Annotated in this window: 16 protein-coding genes; 6 read left to right on the top strand and 10 right to left on the bottom strand. The window is 43.7% G+C overall.

Features of this window, described 5'->3' with window-relative positions:
- Position 1: 1 nt before the first annotated feature.
- Positions 2 to 1378 carry a TackOD1 domain-containing metal-binding protein gene (locus AC1HDP_RS02240; RefSeq protein WP_479637503.1) on the bottom strand — a complete coding sequence of 459 codons (1377 nt, stop codon included), beginning with the start codon at positions 1376 to 1378 and terminating at the stop codon, positions 2 to 4.
- Positions 1379 to 2469: 1091 nt separating this feature from the next.
- On the opposite strand from AC1HDP_RS02240, the gene AC1HDP_RS02235 reads away from it, so the two are divergent.
- On the top strand, positions 2470 to 3558 hold the full coding sequence (locus AC1HDP_RS02235) for a beta-ketoacyl-ACP synthase 3 (protein ID WP_479637502.1): 1089 nt from the start codon (positions 2470 to 2472) through the stop codon (positions 3556 to 3558).
- A 146-nt stretch (positions 3559 to 3704) separates the two neighbouring features.
- On the top strand, positions 3705 to 4283 hold the full coding sequence (locus tag AC1HDP_RS02230) for a DUF1415 domain-containing protein (protein WP_479637501.1): 579 nt from the start codon (positions 3705 to 3707) through the stop codon (positions 4281 to 4283).
- 68 nt (positions 4284 to 4351) lie between these two features.
- Here AC1HDP_RS02230 and ycfP read toward each other — a convergent pair whose 3' ends face one another.
- Positions 4352 to 4915: an alpha/beta hydrolase YcfP gene (ycfP, locus tag AC1HDP_RS02225; protein ID WP_479637500.1), complete on the bottom strand. Its 564-nt coding sequence runs from the start codon at positions 4913 to 4915 to the stop codon at positions 4352 to 4354.
- A gap of 75 nt (positions 4916 to 4990) precedes the next feature.
- Positions 4991 to 6010, bottom strand: coding sequence for a beta-N-acetylhexosaminidase (gene nagZ / locus AC1HDP_RS02220; RefSeq protein WP_479637499.1), 1020 nt, complete (start codon positions 6008 to 6010; stop codon positions 4991 to 4993).
- 223 nt (positions 6011 to 6233) lie between these two features.
- Between nagZ and AC1HDP_RS02215 the strand changes: the two genes are divergently transcribed.
- Positions 6234 to 7610, top strand: coding sequence for an L-serine ammonia-lyase (locus AC1HDP_RS02215; RefSeq protein WP_479637498.1), 1377 nt, complete (start codon positions 6234 to 6236; stop codon positions 7608 to 7610).
- Between the two features lie 16 nt (positions 7611 to 7626).
- On the opposite strand, the gene cysB is transcribed toward AC1HDP_RS02215, so the two are convergent.
- On the bottom strand, positions 7627 to 8601 hold the full coding sequence (gene cysB / locus AC1HDP_RS02210) for an HTH-type transcriptional regulator CysB (protein ID WP_479637497.1): 975 nt from the start codon (positions 8599 to 8601) through the stop codon (positions 7627 to 7629).
- A gap of 227 nt (positions 8602 to 8828) precedes the next feature.
- Here cysB and AC1HDP_RS02205 point away from each other — a divergent pair, with 227 nt between their 5' ends.
- A complete protein-coding gene (locus tag AC1HDP_RS02205) occupies positions 8829 to 9608 on the top strand; it encodes a hypothetical protein (protein ID WP_479637496.1) in 780 nt (259 codons plus the stop codon).
- 297 nt (positions 9609 to 9905) lie between these two features.
- Here AC1HDP_RS02205 and topA read toward each other — a convergent pair whose 3' ends face one another.
- Entirely contained in the window at positions 9906 to 12554 is a 2649-nt protein-coding gene (gene topA, locus AC1HDP_RS02200; RefSeq protein WP_479637495.1) for a type I DNA topoisomerase, read from the bottom strand.
- 380 nt (positions 12555 to 12934) lie between these two features.
- On the opposite strand from topA, the gene astB reads away from it, so the two are divergent.
- Positions 12935 to 14269, top strand: a complete 1335-nt coding sequence (astB, locus tag AC1HDP_RS02195) for an N-succinylarginine dihydrolase (protein WP_479637494.1) — start codon at positions 12935 to 12937, stop codon at positions 14267 to 14269.
- A gap of 54 nt (positions 14270 to 14323) precedes the next feature.
- Here the strand turns inward: astB and AC1HDP_RS02190 are convergent, their stop codons facing one another.
- Positions 14324 to 16729 carry an Ig-like domain-containing protein gene (locus AC1HDP_RS02190; protein WP_479637493.1) on the bottom strand — a complete coding sequence of 802 codons (2406 nt, stop codon included), beginning with the start codon at positions 16727 to 16729 and terminating at the stop codon, positions 14324 to 14326.
- Positions 16730 to 16945: 216 nt separating this feature from the next.
- Here AC1HDP_RS02190 and AC1HDP_RS02185 point away from each other — a divergent pair, with 216 nt between their 5' ends.
- Complete coding sequence (locus tag AC1HDP_RS02185; protein WP_479637492.1) at positions 16946 to 18262, top strand: dicarboxylate/amino acid:cation symporter; 1317 nt, start codon at positions 16946 to 16948, stop codon at positions 18260 to 18262.
- 120 nt (positions 18263 to 18382) lie between these two features.
- Here AC1HDP_RS02185 and AC1HDP_RS02180 read toward each other — a convergent pair whose 3' ends face one another.
- The 4 genes from AC1HDP_RS02180 to htpG form a co-directional block, all read right to left on the bottom strand.
- Positions 18383 to 19687 carry an inosine/guanosine kinase gene (locus AC1HDP_RS02180; protein ID WP_140932271.1) on the bottom strand — a complete coding sequence of 435 codons (1305 nt, stop codon included), beginning with the start codon at positions 19685 to 19687 and terminating at the stop codon, positions 18383 to 18385.
- A 184-nt stretch (positions 19688 to 19871) separates the two neighbouring features.
- On the bottom strand, positions 19872 to 20516 hold the full coding sequence (gene adk, locus AC1HDP_RS02175; RefSeq protein WP_479637491.1) for an adenylate kinase: 645 nt from the start codon (positions 20514 to 20516) through the stop codon (positions 19872 to 19874).
- 100 nt (positions 20517 to 20616) lie between these two features.
- Entirely contained in the window at positions 20617 to 21462 is an 846-nt protein-coding gene (locus tag AC1HDP_RS02170; RefSeq protein ID WP_140932269.1) for a tetratricopeptide repeat protein, read from the bottom strand.
- Positions 21463 to 21509: 47 nt separating this feature from the next.
- Positions 21510 to 23417 carry a molecular chaperone HtpG gene (gene htpG / locus AC1HDP_RS02165; protein ID WP_479637490.1) on the bottom strand — a complete coding sequence of 636 codons (1908 nt, stop codon included), beginning with the start codon at positions 23415 to 23417 and terminating at the stop codon, positions 21510 to 21512.
- Positions 23418 to 23515: the final 98 nt, after the last annotated feature.

The raw sequence follows: 23515 nt of genomic DNA, 5'->3' as shown, positions 1-23515 counted from the left end.
ATTAACGTTCCAATGAGGCTAAATTATCCACCAGCCAACTTTTGACATCTGAGCCTATCTCCGCCGGCAAATGGATTTCACAAAAACTAAATTTGAATTCTTCCGGCAAAATAGCTATCAAATCGGTGAGTTTTTGAAATACATGTTGTATCTCATCTGGACTGATAAAAGGTAAAAATAGCAATAAACCTTCTTCGGTAAATTGGCTGCACGCATCGGTACCACGCACCACAGATGACAAGCGTTGCTGAAACTCCTGCAATTGATCAAAGCTCACTTTAGAGCTCACTATTTCTTGAAGATTGAGCAATTTCATTGAAATAATGGCGTGCTCGAGGTTATGACGCTTAGCAAGATCGTTCTGCCATTTCACCAACCAATAAAATTGATTGGTATCCATAATGTTTGAACTATTATCTGCAAACAATTGATCTAAGGCGCCTTGGATCACTAATAGCCGACCTGTTTGCGTTAAATGGTAGTGACGAAGGTTGCGAACTATGAGATCAGACAATTCACTGGTAGTGCCACACTCCAAGCATTGAGCCTGAACTTTGGCATCCACAAATAAATGCTGACAATGATGACAAGAATGAGTTTCAATCGGCCGGTCATAATCCACACCTATATGCCGTAGTTGCGTTAAGCAATTAGGACAAGCAAGCATGCCTGATTCTCGAAATGAACTCTGCTCGCCAATGTGACCACAATTAAAACAATGCAAACTCGCACGAAGATTAATTTCAATGCCAAAGCAGCGCGGGCAAACATCAATGTAATTCAATCGAGCCGATTGGCAACTTGGACAGCAGCGAATGCGACTCTCTAATCGTGTCGACTCTAGCCACCCTTTACTCTGCAACTGTGCCAGCAAAGCAAAGCTATCGATAACATTAATGCCCCAAGCATCAAACAAGGGGTAGTAATAAACACTGGCATTTTTAGGATCTTTTATGGGAGATAAATCATTAGCTGAGTGCAGCCACAAATAGGCTAGCAATGTAAACTCATGATTATTTTCATAATATAAGTTAACTAGACTCTTTTTATGGAAATACTCCTCCACCTTAGTGAGGGTATCCATATCAAATGTACCATTGGCTAGATAAGGTGATAACGGACTTGGCGCAATGACTAGAATCAAACTTAGCGCCGTATTTTGTTTTTTTCTCAGCGCAGTCAGAATGTCGTCTTGCTCATGAGCATCACAAGCGACGACAAAAAACGCATCGGTCAAATCGATATCAACTAAGCCGCTAAGGCAATCAATAAAAATAAATGTATGTTGCAACTCTATCGGGGGAGGTAAACCGAGCCATACGCCACTATGATGCCAATTAGCCTTTGGGAGAGGAATGCTTTCACGTAAATTTTGCATGTTCACCACTTTATTATTGTCATTAAACACATTACAGATAAACTATCCAGGGCGAACGCATGAGTTGAATTAATGTTAACTTTCACAAGCCGTTAACCGTGGGATAGTTGTTTTAAGGTGCTTTTCTTTTATCCCTGTTTGTTTCTTGACCGCATAAATCTGGACTTAAGCAGCTTAGTTCTTAGTGAGTTAACAAAGGTAGTGGTTTCAGTTTACAAATAATCTACTCATGCGGTTGCCCTGATAAACTATCTAGCCACTTAGATATTACCTTACACATCAAGCCCGCGAAAAACTAACAAACCGAATATTTAACAAAAGAACTCAAGTCCATACCTAATTTGTATTTCTTTATTTAGTGACAAGATTACTATTCATCGATCGGCGGCAAAACCTTGTGATTAATAGCCCTTAGTTAACATAAACCTTAGTACATTTTCGCCCACCCTGCTATGAGAACGAAAATTAGCCTACCAACAATAGCCATCTCACCCAGTAGATTGTAGCTGACGCAATAGAGTAACCTTTACAACCGACTTAAATTCAATTTGATTCTTTCATTAGCGCTAGCATAAACGAGATTAATTGAAGCTGAATGACTTGCCAAAGCTAGCTCAAACATTCAAGATGACGGCTAATTTATGCGGAGAAAGTGCTGGATATACTTACCGCCGCGTTTAACTGTGAAGCTAGTTTTGCGATATAGGGTAAGTTACTCTTGCAAATTGACTGGTGAATCTCAAGCTGCCAACCGCCCTCACACCTTAGATGTTGTTCATGGATAGAATACCCATGGTGAACGCGAGATATCAGATTCAGCGTGTTAGCTGGCGGTGCTTAGCAAGCTGAACATGAACATTGCGACTCGCTCGCATTATGTAGAAACCAACACCAATAAAGCAGATGCGTGGTTAAAGCATCATTATTGATACCTAGCTTTGAACAGGTGTCACTTAGGCTATTTTATTACCCACTGTCTAGCCTGAATGATGAGTTTACACACTAGCTAATCGCTGAGTATTCAACACCATCCAAGGTCGAATCCTAACTTTATTGGTCAGGGCTTAGGGCCCACGACAAGAGAGTAAACCATGCAGTACGCAACTATCACCGGCTGGGGCAAATGCTTGCCTCCTGCAGTATTAACTAATGATGACCTCGCAACTTTTATCGAAACCTCTGATGAATGGATTCGCTCACGAACAGGGATTTCTCAGCGTCATATTAGCCATGTCAACACCTCTGAGCTCGCATCGGTGGCCGCGGCGCGCGCATTAGCGGCCGCAGGTCTTGAAGCTAGCCAAATCGATATGATCATTCTCGCAACCGCGAGCCCAGATACGCTCATCCCTAACATTGCCTCAACGGTACAAGCTAATCTGGGTGCCAGCTGCGCTGCGTTCGACATCAATGCCGCCTGTAGTGGCTTTTTATACGGCATGGGTCTAGCCAATGCTCAAATTCAAAGTGGTCAATGCCAACGCGTAATGGTAATCGGTGCTGAGCGCTTAAGTTATTATCTTGATTGGTCACGCCGTGATACTGCGGTGTTATTTGGTGATGGTGCCGGCGCTGTCGTACTTGAAGCCACGGATAATAAAGAAGGCGTGTTAGCTTACGAGCTAAATAACGACCCAAGTTGCCGCGAAATCTTAAGCGCTGGTTTTGGTACGGCTATGGATAGATTCGATCCTAGTTCACTGGATTTTTATATTCAGTTTAATGGCCAAGAAATCTTTAAACGTGCCATTAGTGGCATGGGCAATCTCAGCAAAAAAGTGCTTGAGAAAACCGGCATAGATAAAGATGACATAGATTTAGTCATACCTCACCAAGCTAACGAGCGCATTATTGATACTTTAGTGAGCCGCATGAAGATTGATAAGAGCAAAGCTTTTGTCAATATCGCAAATTATGGCAATACCTCCGCTGCCACCATCCCCATTGCTATTTGTGATGCACTGGAACAAGGCCGCATTAAGGCTGGCGATACTATTTTATCTTGCGCCTTTGGTGCGGGCTTAACCTCAGCGGCATTATTGCTAAAATGGGGCGAGCGCGTTGAGCCTATTGCGTTATCAGATGCTGAGCTGCCGTCATGTGAATCGACCGGCATTGAATTGGTTAAACGTGCTGCAGATTATTTCTTATCAAAAGCGCATGCTAATCAAGAAGCTTAAGCAATAAAAAGTAGCAATGACTTCATTGCAGCATGGCGTCCACTTAACATCATTTAGGTGGACGTTTTATTTTCAAAGTACCATTCACTATTGAGTGATGATAAGTCACTTACTGCGAACATATATCTAGCCAACAAGAGACTGCTATGCACGAACTGAACGATATTATTACTCACACAGATAACTGGGTTAAGCGAGTTATCATGAAATACAATATTTGTCCGTTCGCCCGTAAAGAAGTGGAACGTAATGCCATGCGTTATCGCGTGGTTGAAGACACTAAGTTTAAGGCCGTATTAAAACAGTTAATCGATGAATGCCAATACTTAGATGAACATCAAGCGCTTGAAACCTCATTATTTATCCTACCGCGTGGATTTGAAGATTTTCATCACTACTTAGATTTGGTGGATGTAGCTAACGATGCCTTAATGGACAACGGCTATGAAGGTGTTTATCAACTGGCCAGTTTTCATCCCGACTATTGCTTTGATGGTGACGATGCTAATTCGGCCGCTAATTATACCAATCGAGCGCCCTACCCAACTCTACACATTATTCGTGAAGCCAGTTTAGAAAAGGCATTAGCCAGTTATCTTGAGCCTGAATCGATTCCTGAGCGTAATATTGCCTTTTGCGAGCGCAAAGGTGCCGCATTCTTCCAGCAATTACTGAGTGATTGTCAGCGCCATGACACTAATGACAACTTAGGTGACGAAAAGTAAACAGCGAACGCTGACAGTTATTCAGCATTCGCATGATGGCCTTGGATTATAACTTACGGGCTAAAGCGTTAAACCTCAGGGTTTGCTAATGGCTTAGCGGCGTAAAACTGTTTAATCGTCGCTAACCAAGGGCTTAATTGCGAGAACTTATGCGACTGTTGCTCATCAAAGTGAACTTGATAATAAGCATTCAAACAGTCATCGATAGCGTTTACGTCTAACAATTGATCTTGCCTCGACAGAATGACCAAGGCATTGCCTTGGTTTTTCTCTCTAAATTGCGTGACGCACTTAGTGGCTATGTCTTGATACTCTTCCGCTCTATCAATTTTGCCTTGCATTGTGGTTTCAGGCCATAAATTGGGATTGATGAGTACGCTATACCCCCCCGTTAGAAACGCAATCCGTTCAGCCCAATAGCCACCTAAACCTACACCAATAAATAACGGCTTTTGTGCCTCAGCAGGAGTAGATTGGCGAGCAACTTGATTGAGTATTTGCTGCATATCATGCTTTGGGTGCATGGTGGAATAACTCAGTAAGCGCACATCGCTATCAATAAATTGTAACTGGCGCATCTTCTCGTGATTACCAGGACTTGTCGCATCAAAACCATGGAGATAAAAAATCATCACGCCTCCTATGCATAATGTTAAATACGATTCAAATTAACAACATTGAAAATTGAGCTTTCAGTAAATTATTAACTATGAAAGTTGAGCACTAATGCGTTTGGCTAACGCAGCCGCTTCTAGCCACCGTGTTTCTTGTTGCAGCGCAATGGCAACTTGCGGCTTGTTCGCCAGTAATTGAGTGACTTTCGAAGCAATAGGCTGTGGTGGCCACACAAAATCATCAGCAAGCACGCTGGCAACGCCTTCAGGGTCATTACACAATAACGCCATATCACAACCCGCCAGTAATGCCGCCTTCACCCGCGCACGATAATCTCCCGCGACACTGGCGCCCTTCATGCCTAAATCATCAGAAAAAATAACGCCGTTAAACTGTAGACGCTGCTTTAAAATATCTTGCAGCCATACCGTTGAGAAACCTGCTGGATGTTCATCCACCAGCGGATAAATTACATGGGCAGGCATTAAGCCTTGCAATTGACCGGCGTCTATCAGCTTAACAAATGGGATAAGATCAAGGGCTTCAATTTGTTGCAAACTACGATCATCCACCGGCATAGCGATATGAGAATCCGGCGCTACGCTGCCATGCCCAGGGAAATGCTTACCTACTGCGGCCATACCCGCACTATTCATGCCCTCAATAAAGGCCTGCGCTAAACTGGCGACTTCCAGCGGCTCTGAGCTAAAACTGCGTTTACCAATCACGGCACTAATGCCATTTAAATCCAGTATCGGCGCAAAACTTAAATCAATATCTAGCGACAATAATTCTATGGCCATCAAGAAGCCCAGCTCACGCGCCCAGTCACACGCTTCTGCCATATCTTTTGCCAAAGGTAACAAATCACCCATGGCCGGAATTGAGGTAAAGCCCTCACGAAAACGTTGTACGCGGCCACCTTCATGATCAACGGCAATCAAGAGATCGGGTCGGCATTGCCTAACACTGGCGATGAGTTGTGCTAGTTGGCTACGATTTTGATAATTACGACTAAAAAGAATTAACCCGCCAACGGCTGGGTGTTGCAATTGACTTGCTTCTTGCGGGTCTAAGGTTAACCCCGCCAGATCCATCATTAAATAGCTCATCGTATGTCCATCATCAAAGAGTAATGCCTTAGTCTGCCACAAAATCGAATGTTCTGGGGAGCGAGTATGCTGCCATTAACCAATAAAATTTGTTATGCCGTCACATTTGGATAAGAAAATATCATGAAATAATAGCGTCTTGACTATGGGATACTTGAGACATTAACCGCTTGGCGACATTCCAGCTATAATCCTTCAAATTTGGATACATCAAGGTATGAGTATGATCAGTGTTTTTGATATGTTTAAAATCGGCATAGGCCCATCAAGTTCTCACACTGTTGGCCCAATGAAAGCTGCCAAACTATTTATTGATGGTTTACAAGCCCAAGGTATCCTGACTCCAGTCGATGAATTGCGCTGTGAACTCTTTGGCTCTTTAGGTCAAACGGGTAAAGGTCATGGGACAGGTAAAGCCGTTATTTTAGGTTTACTGGGAGAGGAGCCAGATAAAGTCGATACAGACAATATCGATACGACACTCGCTTTAGTCGAGCAAGAACAACAGTTAACGTTAAGCGGTGGCCATATTGTGCGCTTTACCCGCGAAGATGGTATCACTTACCACAGACGCAAAAGCTTACCGGCTCACGCCAATGCCATGACACTTTACGCTTATCAGCAAGGCCAATGTATTGCCGAGCGCACCTATTATTCCGTGGGTGGCGGCTTTATTTTAGATCAAGACGAAATTTTGGCCGTAAATGCCTCTCCAGCAACGCCGCTGGGCTCTGCGCCATTTGATTTTAACAGCGCCAATGAGCTCATTAAAATGTGTAATGACAATGGCTTAAGCATTTCATCCTTAATGATGAAAAACGAGTTGAGTATCCGCACGGAAGAAGCCATTAGCCAAAAAATATGGGGAATTTGGCAGACCATGAAAGAATGCGTCAATAAAGGATATTCTAAGGAAGGCTTATTACCAGGAGGTCTTAAACTGCGCCGCCGCGCTCCTTCGTTATACCGTCGTCTTAAAGCCGAAGGTCGCAATAATGTTGACCCATTAACCGCAATGGATTGGGTGGATTTATTTGCATTATCAGTCAATGAGCAAAATGCCGCAGGCGATAGAGTGGTCACGGCCCCAACCAATGGTGCTGCCGGCATTATCCCTGCCGTACTGTGTTATTACGACATGTTTGTGCAAGAGGTCGACCAAGATCTTTGTAATCGCTTCCTGTTAACGGCAGCTGCCATCGGCATTTTATATAAAAAGAATGCCTCCATTTCAGGCGCTGAAGTGGGTTGTCAGGGTGAAGTTGGGGTTGCTTGCTCTATGGCCGCAGGTGCATTGACAGCCATTATGGGCGGCACGGTTGAACACGTTGAAAATGCCGCTGAAATTGGTATGGAGCATAACCTTGGCCTCACCTGCGACCCTGTTGGTGGTTTAGTGCAAGTTCCTTGTATTGAGCGCAATGCCATGGGCGCTGTAAAAGCAATTAACGCCTCGAGAATGGCACTTCGCGGTGATGGTAATCATAAGGTCAGCTTAGATAAAGTTATCAAAACCATGATGGATACAGGCCGAGACATGGGCAGTAAATACAAAGAAACCGCCAAAGGGGGTCTGGCGGTCAATATTGTTGAATGCTAAGCAAGCAGATAACGGCTTAGCGCACAGGTAACTCAATAGTCACCAGCATGCTCTCAATCAAGTCTTGATCTTTGAGCATGATGGCTTCTTCAACTACATCGCGACTAAGGTGCGGCGCAAACTGTTCAATAAATTCATACATATAACTGCGTAAAAAACTGCCACGCCTAAAACCAATTTTAGTCGTACTGGCCGCAAATAAATGACTAGCATCGCGCACGATAAGATCGCTATCAAGCTTACTATCAAGCGCCATAGTGGCAATCACCCCGACCCCTAAACCTAAGCGTACATAAGTTTTTAGTACATCGGCGCTAGTTGCAGTAAAGGCGACCCTAGGTTCAAGATTGGCATTATTGAACGCGGCATCGATTGGGGATGCGGGATCAAATCCAAACACATAAGTAATTAATGGGTAATCCGCTAAATCTTCAAGACTAATCTGCTCAACCTTTGCTAACGGATGATCTGGCAAGACAACTATGCTGCGATTCCAGTGGTAACAAGGCAGCATAATTAAATCGCTGTAAAAATGCATAGCTTCGGTGGCGATAGCAAAATCCACTTCACCGCGAGCTACCTTATCGCTAATTTGTGCCGGAGTGCCCTGATGCATATGCAAATTAACCTTAGGATACTTTGCCATAAAAGGTTTTATCACAGGAGGGAGCGCGTATCGAGCCTGGGTTTCAGTGGTAGCAATCCGCAATTCACCACGGTCAGGATAAGTAAACTCATTAGCCACACGCTTGATGCTATCGACTCGGCTTAAAATTTCAGTGGCAATAGCGATGACTTGGCTACCGACTTCAGTCACGTGGGTAAGGTGTTTACCACTGCGCTCAAAGATTTGTACACCGAGTTCATCTTCAAGCATTCTGACTTGTTTACTAACACCTGGCTGAGAGGTATACAGAGATTCTGCCGTCGCAGAGACATTAAGATTATGATTAACAACTTCAACTATATATCTAAGCTGTTGTAATTTCATGCTAATTTCCTAAGCACTAAATACTCCGCATAAAGCCTGCGGAAGTCCTTCCTGACTGTATACGTATAATTATTAGTTTTAATGGTGCAGATTACCAAACCAAAGTGGAATAAAAAACCTGATTTAATGACCAATAACGACACAGACTCAAAGCTAGTCTAAGATAACTATGCTAGCTATTTGATTTCATGTAGCATTGTTCCCATGTCTAACTTAATGGATTATCTATGATAATTACTGTGGTCTTAGTCCTCATCGGTGCCCTAGTATTAGTAGTCATTGGGATTAACATAATACAGCAACAAAAAGCGCGCGTTGAGGGTGACCGTAGAAATGAGTTTAATCGCCAAAAAGCGATCCTTGATGAAACGGAAGAAGTTCTCTCCAATTCCGCGATATTGCCATGCTCCAACCAAATTATTATCATTTTGCATGAACGCATTAAAGATGCACTGCAAAGTGCGTTAACTTCAGCAATTCCCCCGATATCAAGCCAGCTAGAAAAGCGTTTAGTTGATGTAAACAACATGCTTGAGCAATTAAGAAAGAACGCCGACAACACGCCTTCGATTGAAAGTTTTCGCTTGCCAGACAATGACAAACAAATTTTGTTATTGGTCCAATCCTTAAAAAAATTAAAAGCGATACTGCGCAATGAAAATACCAAAGGCAAAGTCATCCCTGAAATTTTTAGCCAAGAAGAGAAGCGGATTGACAGTTTGCAGCTGCGAATTAACGTTGATGCTATGCTCAATCGCGCTAAAAGCGCTTGTGCTATTAAACAGTATGGTTCAGCTAAACAGTTAGTCACTAAAGCCATTGCCACCTTAAATGCTCTTAAACAACATAACCCTACCGATCCTTTTGTCTTAAAAAAATCTGATGAGGCAAAAGATCTTTTAGAAGAAATGACCGGGGCGCAGCAAACCGAACAACCCAATGCCAATCAAGCACAAAAACCAGGGGATGAATTAGACATGCTGTTTCAACCGAAAAAGAAATGGTAAGCCTAGTCAACCGCTAAAACACCGCTGTATTGGCGGTTTTTTTATGCCCATATCCTATGTTTTACGCCATGTTCAACAACTTGAAGGATAATAGTAAACACAAGCTTCATTCCAGCAGTGTTTGCATGCCATTATCCACTCAAAGCGATGACACACCTTAAGACTAATGTATGAAAAGACTGATGCATGAAAGAAGTTAAACATCAGCATAAGTCTCTGAGACTGAAAAAATCTGCATAAAAAAATCCAGTGCTCAGCACTGGATTTAATGAAATAAGCTTATGTTGGCAAAGTTAATTAATTTTCTTTGGCTTTCTTCTTACGAGTATTTTCAATCACCCATTTGCCATCTAAGTATTTAGCGGTCCAACCTGTGGCTTTTCCTTCCACTTCTGTGGCGACATATTGCTCTTTGGTCTTACGGCTAAACTTAACTTGTGCTTTATTACCTTCGTCATCGGTTACTGGTGCATCGGCTAAATACAAGTATTTTGGCCACAACAATTCGCGATATTTCACTAACTCTTCCACTAACGGCGCGCGAGTTTCACGTGACTTAGGAAAAGTGCTAGCGGCTAAGAAGATACCTGCAGCGCCATCACGCAGTACAAAGTGTGCGTCTGACTTAGTGCACTTAAGCTCTGGAAGATAAATAGGATCTTCTTTTGGCGGCGCAGCCTCACCACTTTTCAGCAGTTTACGAGTATTTTTACATTCGCTATTAGTACAGCCGAAATACTTACCAAAACGACCATTTTTAAGTTCCATATCGCTACCACAGCGATCGCACTCAATCAGAGGTCCTTCATAACCTTTGATCTTAAACTGACCCATTTCCACTTCATAACCAAGACATGTAGGGTTGTTACCACACACATGCAGCTTACGAGTTTCATCAATCAAATAAGAGTCCATGGCCGTGCCACATAAATGACATCTATGCTTGGCACGCAGAGCGTCAGTCTCGGCATCTTCGCTGATAGAGGTAATCGCCTCATCACCCGATGTCAGATTCATAGTGGTTTTGCATCTTTCCTTTGGCGGTAATGCATAGCCACTACAGCCGAGGAATACACCGGTTGTGCCAGTACGTATGCCCATAGGACGATCGCACGTTGGACAAGGAATATCGGTCAGCACCATGTCATTGGCTAACATGCCGCCTTCTTCAGGCTCGTTTTCTGCCGTGGTTAACTGCCCAACGAAATCATGATAGAAACCATCGAGTACTTGGGTCCAATCACGCTCACCTTTAGCGACGTTATCTAAGGTCTGTTCCATTCCGGCAGTAAAATCGTAACTCATCAGTTCTTTAAAGCTATGAACTAATCTGTCACTGACGATTTCACCCATTTTTTCAGCATAGAAACGACGGTTATCAACTTTGACATAACCTCGGTCTTGAATGGTAGAAATAATGGTCGCATAAGTCGATGGTCTACCAATGCCACGCTTTTCTAATTCTTTAACCAAAGAAGCTTCACTAAAACGGGCTGGCGGCTTGGTAAAATGTTGTTTTGGCAGCAGCGACGTTAAGCCCAGCGCTTCACCAACCCCAATTTCAGGCAGTAGTTTTTCTTCTTCGTTTTTCTTCTTCAGCGCTGGTTGTACATGTGTCCAACCGTCAAATTTTAAAATTCGACCTGACGCTTTGAGCTCAAACTCACCGGCTTTAACGGTTAAGCGAGTAGAGTCATATTTAGCAGGTGTCATCTGACACGCCACAAACTGACGCCAAATTAACTCGTACAAACGTTGCGCATCGCGTTCCATGTCTTTTAAGAACGCGGCTTCAACGGCAACATCCGATGGACGGATAGCTTCGTGAGCTTCCTGGGCGCCCTCTTTGCTACCGTAGCGCAGTGGAGCTTCTGGCAGGTACTTAGCACCAAATTCTTTAGAGATCAGTCCTCTGACAGCGTCTAAGGCTTCCTGACTGATGTTTGTCGAGTCAGTTCTCATATAAGTAATATATCCAGCTTCATACAAACGCTGAGCCATCATCATGGTCTTTTTAACCCCAAAGCCCAAACGCGTGCTTGCCGCTTGTTGCAATGTTGAAGTTATAAAAGGCGCCGTTGGCTTACTTTGAGTCGCTTTATTTTCGCGATCTATAAGAGTAAATGTCTGATTTGATAAAGCATCAACAGCAGCTTGCGCTTCAGCTTGTGTCACCGGATTAAAGGCTTCGCCTTTAAAACGCAGTACTTGCATGGTGATATCTTGCTGTGATGGCGTCATTAAATCCGCATGCACGTCCCAAAATTCTTCAGGCACAAAGGCTTTAATTTCGCTTTCTCGTTCAACCACTAAACGTACAGCCACAGATTGCACTCGGCCAGCCGATAAGCCGCGCGCGACTTTCTTCCACAATAACGGCGATACCATAAAGCCCACAACGCGATCGAGAAAACGGCGCGCCTGCTGAGCATTGACCATGTTAGTGTCGAGTTGACCTGGTTTGCTAAAAGCTTCTTGAATAGCTGTTTGAGTAATTTCGTTAAAGACTACACGCTGATACCGCTCAGGATTACCGCCGATGATTTCTTGTAAATGCCAGGCAATAGCTTCCCCTTCGCGGTCCAAATCCGTTGCGAGATAGATTTTATCTGCGGAATCGGCCAAGGCTTGTAACTCTTTAACGACTTTTTCTTTGCCGGGTAAGATCTGATAGTTGGCTTTCCAGCCATGTTCAGGATCAACCCCCATGCGTGCTACTAGATTATATTTGTCCTTTGCACGCTTATACTCCGCCTTTTCATCAGGAGACATTTTACGAACTTCAGCAGCGGTTTTAGTAACGCCATTGCCATCAGACACCGAGGAAGATGTAGGTAGATCTCTAATATGACCTACGCTCGATTTAACAATAAATTCTTTACCAAGATACTTATTAATGGTCTTGGCTTTAGCCGGTGATTCGACAATAACTAGCGATTTACCCATAGTATGATTCGCGCCAATGGTCTCTGGAAGGTGGAAATGGCTCCATATATAGAGGGTTGTCCTACGAGTTTCAAGTGAATCCCTCGAATATGTGCGCCAGCGAGTCAATTTTTATACAATATATGACTTTTTGTAAAAAATAATCTTGCGATATTAAAAACTATTCTTTCAGTTTTTACCATCTAATGAAAATACTTATGCACTTTAGGCCATGGATCCCAATATAAGCAAATCTGCCGCCCCTTGTGTGCGCTAACCGCTCACGTATACTTCATGACTTTACAGATAAGTAACACTAACCTCTCAAGCTAAATACAAGTGTTATCCAATTCTTATAGGTTATTTCCTTAAACGTAAGTCGATGTGTACGAGGATGATTCATGAGTTATCTGGAAGCTAATTTTGATGGACTAGTAGGACCGACCCACAACTATGCCGGCTTGTCGTTTGGAAATGTGGCATCACAACATAATGCAGCAACGCCATCGAATCCCAAAGCAGCGGCATTACAAGGATTAACTAAGGCAAAAGCATTAGCTGACATGGGATTAACTCAAGGAATATTACCGCCACAAGTTCGTCCAGACTTAGCCAGTTTGCGCCGAGTAGGTTTCACGGGTAGTGATGCTAACCTATTAACCCAAGCCGCTAAGTTAGCGCCGCATCTACTCAATAGCTTCAGTAGCGCATCATGTATGTGGACCGCCAATGCTGCCACTGTGTCTCCAAGCGCAGATTGCGCCGATGGCAAAGTGCATTTTACCGCAGCAAACTTAGTTGATAAGCTGCATCGCAGCATTGAGCCTACGCAAACAACTAAGACACTCAAGGCGATATTTGTCAACGACAACCACTTCGCCCATCACCCCCATTTACCTGAACATCCATTTTTTGGGGATGAAGGCGCGGCTAATCATACCCGTTTGTGCAGTGACTATGGCAGACAAGGCGTTGAGTTATTTGTCTATGGCCGTGAGGCCAGTAATCCAAGTGCCCCAGCGCCCAAGCGTTATCCTGCAAGACAAACCCTTGAAGCCAGTCAAACCATTGCCAGATTGCATCAGCTTGAGCACAACAGTGTTCATTTTATACAGCAAAATCCAGCGGTTATTGACCAAGGCGTGTTTCATAATGATGTGATTGCCGTTGGTAATAAAAATGTACTTTTTTATCACCAACAAGCTTTTGTCGATAGTCAAAAGCAGTTAGCGCAATTGCAGCAAAAAATGCATGGGGATTTGCATCTGGTAGAAGTCAGCACGGATGATGTGAGCATAGATGCTGCGGTGAAAAGCTACTTATTTAACACTCAATTAGTCAGTGTAAATGATAACAGCATGATATTAATCGCCCCCAGTGATTGCCAAGAACACCCACAGGTTTATCAATACTTACAAAGCCTTCCCGAGCGCGGCAGCCCAATCACCCAAGTTAAATATTTTGATGTTAAACAAAGCATGCAAAATGGCGGAGGACCCGCCTGTTTACGCCTGCGTGTAGCCCTTAGCCAAGCCGAGCTCGCCGCGGTTAATCCGCATGCTATTTTAAATGATGCTTTGTATCAACAACTCACGCAGTGGGTGAATAAACACTATCGTGACAGGATAAGCGCCGCCGATCTTGCTGACATCAGCCTTTATCAAGAGTCATGTACCGCCCTTGATGAGCTCACACAAATCATGAATTTAGGCAGTATTTACTCATTTCAAGGTTAAGATAATCTAAATAAAAATGGCGCATTAGCGCCATTTTTCATCACCAACAAGTCATTAATAAATATTAATAGGAATATTAGCCACAGGCGTTACTAATCCAGAGGGCGATGTTACTTCTATGATTAATGTGCCGGAATTTGGTTTATCTTCACCTTTAATCACCACCCCATAGGCACTACCACCATTATGATTTGATGATGGCCAAGTATAACTACTAGTACTCACTACAGACCCAGCAGTGGGTGTAAAACTTACCACTGAGTCAGAAGGCATCTGCTGATTATGTAAGTCACTAATCACTATACTGACAGTGCCGCTGCTTTTACCATTAATATCAAGCACGCCATCACCATCATCAACCGCGCCGCCATCATTAATTATTGGGGTTGAGCCATATGCCGTGCTACCCGACATGACTAATACTAAGCTAGCTCGAACGTTTATTGATTTAGGATTAGATACCCCATCAGCACAACCAGGATGCGTAGGTTCAGAACAAAGCACGCCGTTATAAAGCTTATCGGCGAGATCAAATACCCCATCACTATCAAAATCAATCAACTCTTCATTCTTACCCCCTAAAGAATCACCGCCTATTTGTTGGGGATTAAAAACACCATCTTCATTGTGATCAACAAAAGCCTCATTTAGATCGTAGCTATTACCACTAACATCAACTCCAGTTAAAAACATAGGCACTTCAGCGGCATCAAACCGACCGTTACCATTGGTATCAGGGAAAGACTCTTCACCAATAGCTGTAGCTATTATGGTTGCTCGGCCGCCATAGGCTTGCCCCATAAAGTTATCAGTGCGAGGGTTAACGCCTAAAACAGGTAGTTTATTACCATCAGGGCGCGCCTGCTGACTGCGCCAAGTAACAAAACATTTGCCATTACGCGTGGTGCATGATGGGTCGATTGCCCCGCCCTCTGTTGTAAATGTTACTGCAGTACCATCTTTAACTGGGTTATTAAATGCATCAGCAAGACGGGCTGTTACTGTGACTTCAGTACCATCTATATCCCAACCTTCAGGATTTAAGGTTGATGCTGAGAGTGAAAAACTGTCTTGATCTGGAATACCAGTTGATACTACAAGTTCACCGGACTGACTTGAAATTAATGGACTCGAACCAACAACATTAGCAGTTACTCGCACACTAGTGGCCACAGTGCCTGAGTTTATAACGGTTTGCACTAAGCCTTGTCCATTAGTGGTTGCAGTGACAGGACTGGCTTTTATCCCCCCAACGTCAGTATTGAGGCTGAAATTCACGCTCTGGTTACTGACTACACTTCCAGTAGTATCAAGAACTTTAAATACAACAACAGAAGATTCATCACCACCTGTGCCTAAAATACCAATATTTTTAGGGGTGGCAGAGACGAATACTATGCTGCCAACATCTGCCTTTTGCACATTTATCGCGCCAGTGGCCGATAAGTTAAGCCCACCCGCATTGGCCGTCACATTAATAGTGTCACTACCTTCACAGCCTTTCGCTAAATAAGTACTAGTAGCAATGCCATTCACCGCTTGCACTGGTGAACTTAAGATTGCAGATGGAGTTGCTGCTCGACTACAGGTTGACGTAAAAATAACATCTATGGGTTGATTATATCGGACGCCATTTTTATCTTGAATAACAACCTCAACCGAAGCCGTTCCCCCCGCTGAAAGGATAGGACTACTAACGGCAGCTTTGCCATCAACAAATGGACTTCCACTGCCCATATCTAAATCACTTTCACCAATCACCACGATAACATCGTCTTTTTCGCCACTTGATAATGTGCCAAACACCTCCGCTGCGCCGAGGCTAGTTCCCGCATAAATATCAACAATGGCTTCACCTGCGGCATTAGTCACAGCGGTATCAATCGGCAATTCACCTTTAGTCGTTGTAAAGGTCACTATCACAGGTTTGTTAACCCCAGATACTTTAGCCTTAATCCTCCCCGGGATTAAATTATTAATAGTGCTTATAGGCTCGCCTTGTTGATTGGTCAGAGATAATACGACTTGAGCGCCGCCAGTGACATCACCGCCATCACCAACCATAGTAAAGGCTACGTCCGCACTTTCACTACTGCTAAGACTCGCAGTGATTTTACCAGCGCCTGCTGTACTACCGGTATACAAGGAAACTGTCGCGATACCATCAGCTCCGGTTACCGCTGTACCAATGGCAGGGACTAAGGTACCAAGCTTAGGGTCATTAAGCACAAAGGTGACCAATTGATTGACTTGCGGTTTATTTGAACTATCCGTGACTTTGGCTGAAACCTGAGCTGGATTTTCGGCGGAGATAGTCGTGGTATTAATCGAAACATTAATTAGCATGCTCGGCGTCGGATCAGGATTGGTGCCAGTATCACTGAGACCACCGCCGCCACTACATGCTGCCAAAAACACCGCCAAAATGAGGGCGGTAAACATCCTTAACGCTGACATCATTGTCAGACTCCCCGTATTATCCGTCAATTCCATGGGTTATTACGCAGCATCAACACGTATTCGAGTTAACAATGCGCAACACATCATTCATAATAATATAAAAATATCCAGAAATCACAACAATATAACCCACTTTAGTTATTCTCTTAGTGGCATATTCTTGTTAGTCTCTCTCTCGTTTAAAACAATAATCACAATATTTAAACGGAATCACCCATGAATAAAACAAAGAGCAAACCGCTAGGATTAACCGCAAAAATATTACTGGGCATGGCCATAGGCATCATTTTTGGCCTACTGCTACGTAATATGTTCCCTGCTAATGAGATTGTTAAAGAATATATCACTGATGGTTTTTTACATGTCATAGGCACCATTTTCATCTCTAGCTTAAAAATGCTAGTCGTTCCTTTAGTATTTATCTCACTGGTGTGTGGTACTTGCTCGCTAAGCGAACCCTCTAAGCTTGGGCGCTTAGGTAGTAAAACCATAGGTTTTTATTTATTTACTACCGTTCTTGCCTTGAGTTTTGCCATCATGGCTGCTGTCGTCATTCAGCCAGGCAATGCATCATTAACTAGTACTGAAAATTTACAGTACGTCGCGAAAGAAGCGCCGAGTTTATCTGAAGTCATCATTAATATAATCCCGACCAACCCAATAGAGGCCATGACCCAAGGTAATATGCTGCAAATCATCATATTTGCAGTGATCTTTGGTTTTGCGATTGCCCACATAGGCGAGCGTGGTAAACGTGTCGCTCAATTATTTGATGACTTAAATGAAGTGATCATGCGCGTCGTTGCCTTAGTGATGCAATTAGCGCCTTATGGTGTTGCGGCCTTAATGGCGAAACTTGCATTAACCTTAGGCTTGGATACCTTTGGCAGCGTTATCAAATACTTTTTCGTGGTATTAGTCATGCTGTTATTCCACGGCTTAGTAGTTTATCCCGTACTGCTTAAATTGTTTTCAGGACTAAACCCGCTACTTTTCATTCGTAAAATGCGTGATGTGCAGTTATTTGCATTTAGTACCGCAAGTTCAAACGCCACCTTGCCTATCACGATGGAAGCCACCGAGCACAGGCTCGGAGTTGATAACAAAATTTCGTCCTTCGTCTTGCCCTTAGGCGCCACTATTAACATGGATGGTACAGCGATAATGCAAGGGGTTGCGACCGTATTTATTGCTCAAGTGTTTGGTGTTGAACTGACCATTACCGATTACTTTATGGTGGTAATTACTGCAACCTTAGCCTCCATTGGTACTGCTGGGGTTCCTGGGGTAGGTTTGATTATGCTAGCTATGGTCCTTAATCAAGTGGGTTTACCTGTTGAAGGTATTGCCTTGATTATCGGTGTTGACCGATTGCTGGATATGGTACGCACCGCGGTCAATGTGACTGGTGACTCAGTTGCAGCTGTGATTGTTGCTAAGTCTGAAGGCGAGCTAAATCTTGATATTTACAATGACTCACAAGCAGGAAAAGCGGCATTAAGTTTTGACGAGCAAGTTCATCGCCCGTTATAATTATCTTTAAGTAGTTAATTGCTAAACAACTATTTTTTAGTAATCACCCATTTCTCAGTAGTAATCTAGTTATAAAAAAAGCGCCTAAAGGCGCTTTTTTTATTGGCGAAGATAAATAAATTATCTGCCCCAGTATGATTCTTCTAAGCTGTCTTCACGCTCAGGTAAGCCGCGAGATAAACGTGGGCTATGCTGGGCCAACACTTCATAAGCAACGCGGTTAGCGTACTTACAAATTTGCGAGAAGGATGAATAACATAAGCCTTCACGCTTGTGCTTGCTCGAACCTGGCACATTGGTTTTATGAAAATCATTCGCTGATAAGTCATGCAGCAAGGCAGATAACGCGCCATCACCCGCACCGTTAGTGTTGCGAATACGCTCAGGGCCACCCATGTATGGCGAAATATGGGCATACACCTTAAGCGGCGTTACACAATCTTCTTTCATCATAGGACGTGAGAATTCATAGCGATTGAATTCAGGAATCGCGCCTGGCAATAAGGTGTGCTGAGTCTCGCGCTTTTGGCTTTCTTCAGTGTAACCTGCGGTATATAAACCTATTGGGCCAGCAGTGAGCAAAATCATGTCACACCAATCCAAGGCACTTTCACACGCAAGCAAAGGATCGCTAAAACCAGTCAGCGCTTCACCTTCGTCTTCATTCATAGCAAGCACAGTCACATGCTCAGCAATAAACTCTTGCCACCACTTAGGATCTTCAGCAATTAAGAAGCGCGTACCTAAAGTTAATACCACAGGAACATCGGCAGCTTTGGCATATTCAATGGCTTTCATCGCCGCATCAGTAATGCCATCGCCATCGCTAGCACGCATTAAATAGGCAGTTAACACTAAAGCGCTCGCGCCTTGAATAACATCGCAATCAATAAACTCTGGCGTTAACTTATCCATCGAGCCTTTGCTGATAGCAAAAGTGCGCTCGCCGCAATCAGAGATTAACGTGAAACAACGACCAATAGGGCCATCAACTGGCTGCAAGTAATTTAAGTCAACTTTGGATGAGGTATGGCATAAATAACGGTAAGCATAGCTGCCCACTTCAATGTTCTGGCTCATTACACCAAACAGCACTGAGCGATCATCGGCCAAAATAGAATAGTTATGAACTGTATTACCAATAGTGCCACCCGCAAATTCATCACTGATCAATTGCAGTGATTTAAGCTCATGATACAGTTGGTGCGCTTGCTCATCATTAATTAAGGTCGAATTTCCCTTAGGCAGCTGATAGCGTTCAAGCAATTCATCTTCTACTTTGGCTTCAATATCCACTAAGGTCTGATCTATACCTGTGATATAAGCGGAAAAAGGTTCTGGCTGTTGCGTCAGTTGCGCGAGTAAAAGGTCTCGGGTTTTAACGGGAAAATAATGCTTAGATTTACGCTGACCGGGAAACTTCATTCTGAGTTCTCTAATTACTGGCTTCCGTGCACGCCTTATAGACAGACTAACCTGTCCCCATACAACCAACGGGTTGCTAATGGCGGCAGATTTTAGCATAAATTAGTCGATGCACCAGTGCTGAGCTTAATTCAAATACAAAAAAGCCTGCACTTAGGCAGGCTTTTTATTCTAGCGCCGATATTTACTTCAGCGCAGCAACCATTTGCTCGCTCACTGCGGCAACTGTTTGGGTACCATCAAATTTACGGTATTGAGTCTCACCGGCAGCAGCCATAGCACCATAGAAATCAACCAAAGGCTTAGTTTGCTCATGGTAAATATCTAAACGCTTGCGTACTGTGGTTTCTTCATCATCTGGACGAATAACTAATTCTTCACCCGTCACGTCATCTTTACCCGTTTCTTTTGGTGGATTAAATACCACATGGTAAGTACGACCAGAACCTGGGTGTACACGACGACCAGACATACGCTTAACGATTTCTTCGTCTGGCACATCAATTTCAATGACGTGATCAACCACAATACCATTATCAACCATAGCATTGGCTTGTGGAATAGTGCGTGGGAAACCATCTAACAGGAAGCCTTTAACACAATCATCAGCAGTAATGCGCTCTTTCACCAGACCGATAATTAGATCATCAGAAACCAGTTGACCTGCGTCCATTACTTTTTTAGCTTCCAGACCAAGCGGAGTACCCGCTTTAACCGCGGCACGCAGCATATCACCGGTGGAGATTTGTGGAATACCAAAATGCTCCATAATAAATTGAGCCTGAGTACCTTTACCGGCACCTGGGGCGCCCAATAGGATAATGCGCATTCAAGAGTCCTCTTTTGCACTAATTGTTAAAGTCCGTGATCTTCGCATATATGAGCACAGGATAGAAGGAATTTTCATTAGACCTTAGGATGAGTCAGCACTAATACAACAAGCTATAAAGCTTTCGGCGATATTGATTGGCAATCGAACTGCCTTGCCCTAAAGCGGTAATGATTTCCATGAAGGTTTTTTTCAAGCTGCCATCACCAACATTGAGGTCACGGCGCAGCTGTTCAAATAACAGCGCTAACGCTTCTTCATCACGATGCACTTGATGATAGGCCTTAGCTAACGCTTGGCGCACGATGATATCATCAGGCGTCTGCTCAAATGCCGCTTCTAATGAACGAATTTCTGGGCTGTCGGCTGACTCTTTAGCCAAATTAAGCTTGGCCATTAAATTGGCATAATAGCCATCTTGCCCGGCTAGACCGACAGTCGCTAATAACGTTTGCGCCGCGCTCGCGTCTTGCAACTGTAAGTACACATCAGCCAAGGCCAAACTAATTTCATCGCAAGGATGGGCTGCTTGCGCGCTTTTTAGTAACATTTGCGCTTGTGGCAATAAGCTGGCGTCATCGGCTTGCAACATAGCCATGGCTTGCGCCAATTGATGTTGCCATAACGGCTTAACGTGTTTGTCGAGTACAGCGCTTATCATTTCGCCCGACATAGGTGCCATTAGCGCATCTATCGGCTGACCTTGTTGCAATAACATCAAGGTAGGTAAGGCTTGTATACGAAAATAGCCCGCGATCTCCATTTCAGTGTCGCAGTTTACTTTGGCCAGTAAAAAACCGCGCGCTTGTTCTTGTGCCAGTTGTTCTAACACAGCCAAACTTGCAGGCTCAGACGGTGACCAAAAAGCTAACACTACTAACTGTTGCATTGAGGCATCAACGACTTGCTGAATGTTCTCTTTAGTTAAATCAATTATGCCATTCATATACATTCCTCAGACAAACAGGGCCACCTATGGTGGCCCTACTGGTATTAATCTTGACGCAGTAACATTTGATTCATCAGCTTGATAAAGCTGGATGGATCGGCCAGCGAACCTTTTTCAGATAACAGAGCTTGTTGCAGTAACAACTCACTCCAATCGCTAAAGGCTTGTTCATCTTGCATAGTGATTAAACGCGCCACCAATGGATGGTTAGGATTAATCTCAAACGTTGGCTTAGATTCTGGCACGGCTTGACCGGCAGCTTGCATCAACTTAATCATTTGTGATGACATTTCACCTTCACCAGCCACAACGCACGCCGGTGTATCGGTCAAACGCGTGGTGACTTTAACGTCTTTAACTTGCTGACCTAAGGCGGCTTTTACGCGCTCAATCAAGTCTTTGCTGTTTTCAGCTAATTGCTCTTGGGCTTGCTTTTCTTCAGCATCTTCAAGTTCGCCTAAATCTAAGTCACCTTGGCTAACACTGTGGAGTGATTTTTCTTTGTAATCATGCAGATGATTAACCAACCACTCGTCGATACGCTCAGACATTAATAATACTTCAATGCCTTTTTTACGCAGCAATTCTAAGTGCGGGCTATTAGCCGCAGCTGCGTAGCTATCAGCCACTATGTAATAAATGTGCTTTTGGCCATCTTTCATACGGGCAATATAGTCATCTAAAGACACAGTTTGCGCGGCACTATCGCTATGGGTCGATGCAAAACGTAATAAGCCAGCGACTTTTTCGCGGTTAGCAAAATCTTCCGCCGGGCCTTCTTTTAGCACCTGACCAAATTCGCTCCAGAACTGCTGATACTTATCGCTATCATCTTTAGCTAACTTTTCAAGCAGACTCAGAACGCGCTTAGTTAACGCATTACGTAAATTACGGGTAACCTTACTGTCTTGCAGAATTTCACGGGAAACGTTAAGCGGTAAATCGTTAGAATCCAGCAAGCCTTGCACAAAGCGCAGGTAAGATGGCATAAATTGCTCAGCGTCATCCATGATGAACACGCGCTGCACAAACAATTTTAAGCCGTGCTTACGATCGCGGTTCCACATATCCCAAGGCGCTTTGGCTGGAATGTATAACAAGCTAGTGTATTCTTGATTACCCTCAACCTTGTTATGCGCCCAAGTTAACGCATCGCTAAAGTCATGGGATAAGTACTTGTAGAACTCTTGGTATTCTTCATCCGTCACTTCTGACTTGCTACGCAGCCACAGTGCTGATGCCTTGTTCATAACTTTCCAAGCACCGGCAACGGCTGGAATGGTTTCACCGTCTTCTTCACGTTCAGCAGTGCCTTCTTCCCACATTTCAACAGGGATAGAGATATGATCAGAATACTTAGTGATGATAGAACGCAGACGATAGTCATCAGCAAATTCTTTATCATCATCACGTAAATGCAATACGATTTTAGTGCCACGTTCCGCTTTTTCGATATCTTCAACGGTGAAATCACCTTCACCACAAGACTGCCACTGCACGCCTTTATCTTTGCTGTCACCGGCCGCGCGACTAGTGACTGTCACTTTATCGGCAACGATAAAGGCTGAATAAAAGCCCACACCAAATTGACCAATCAGTTGCGAATCTTTGGCGGCATCACCTGATAAGTGGCTAAAGAACTCAGAAGTCCCTGATTTAGCAATAGTACCTAAGTGCTCAATCACGCTGTCGCGGTTCATGCCGATGCCATTGTCTTCAATGGTCACAGTGCCCAGCTCTTTATTTGTGCTGACACGCACTCGCAGTTCACCATTGCCTTCATAAAGAGTGTCATTGGTCAGCGCCAAATAACGTAATTTATCGGCTGCATCTGCAGCGTTTGAGATCAATTCACGCAGAAAAATTTCTTTATTGGAATACAAAGAGTGGATCATCAATTTCAAAAGTTGCTTAACTTCTGTTTGAAAACCTAGTGTTTCTTGTTTAGACATGAAAATTTCCCTTGTTTTACACAAATACAAATTCGATACCAACTAAATGGGGTTAGCTGACATTAATTCAAGGGTAAAAAACAAAAAAGACCCATCAT

The organism is Shewanella sp. ISS20, assembly GCF_056522965.1.
Note: the sequence above shows the minus strand (reverse complement) of the source record. Positions and strands in the feature narration are given on the sequence as shown.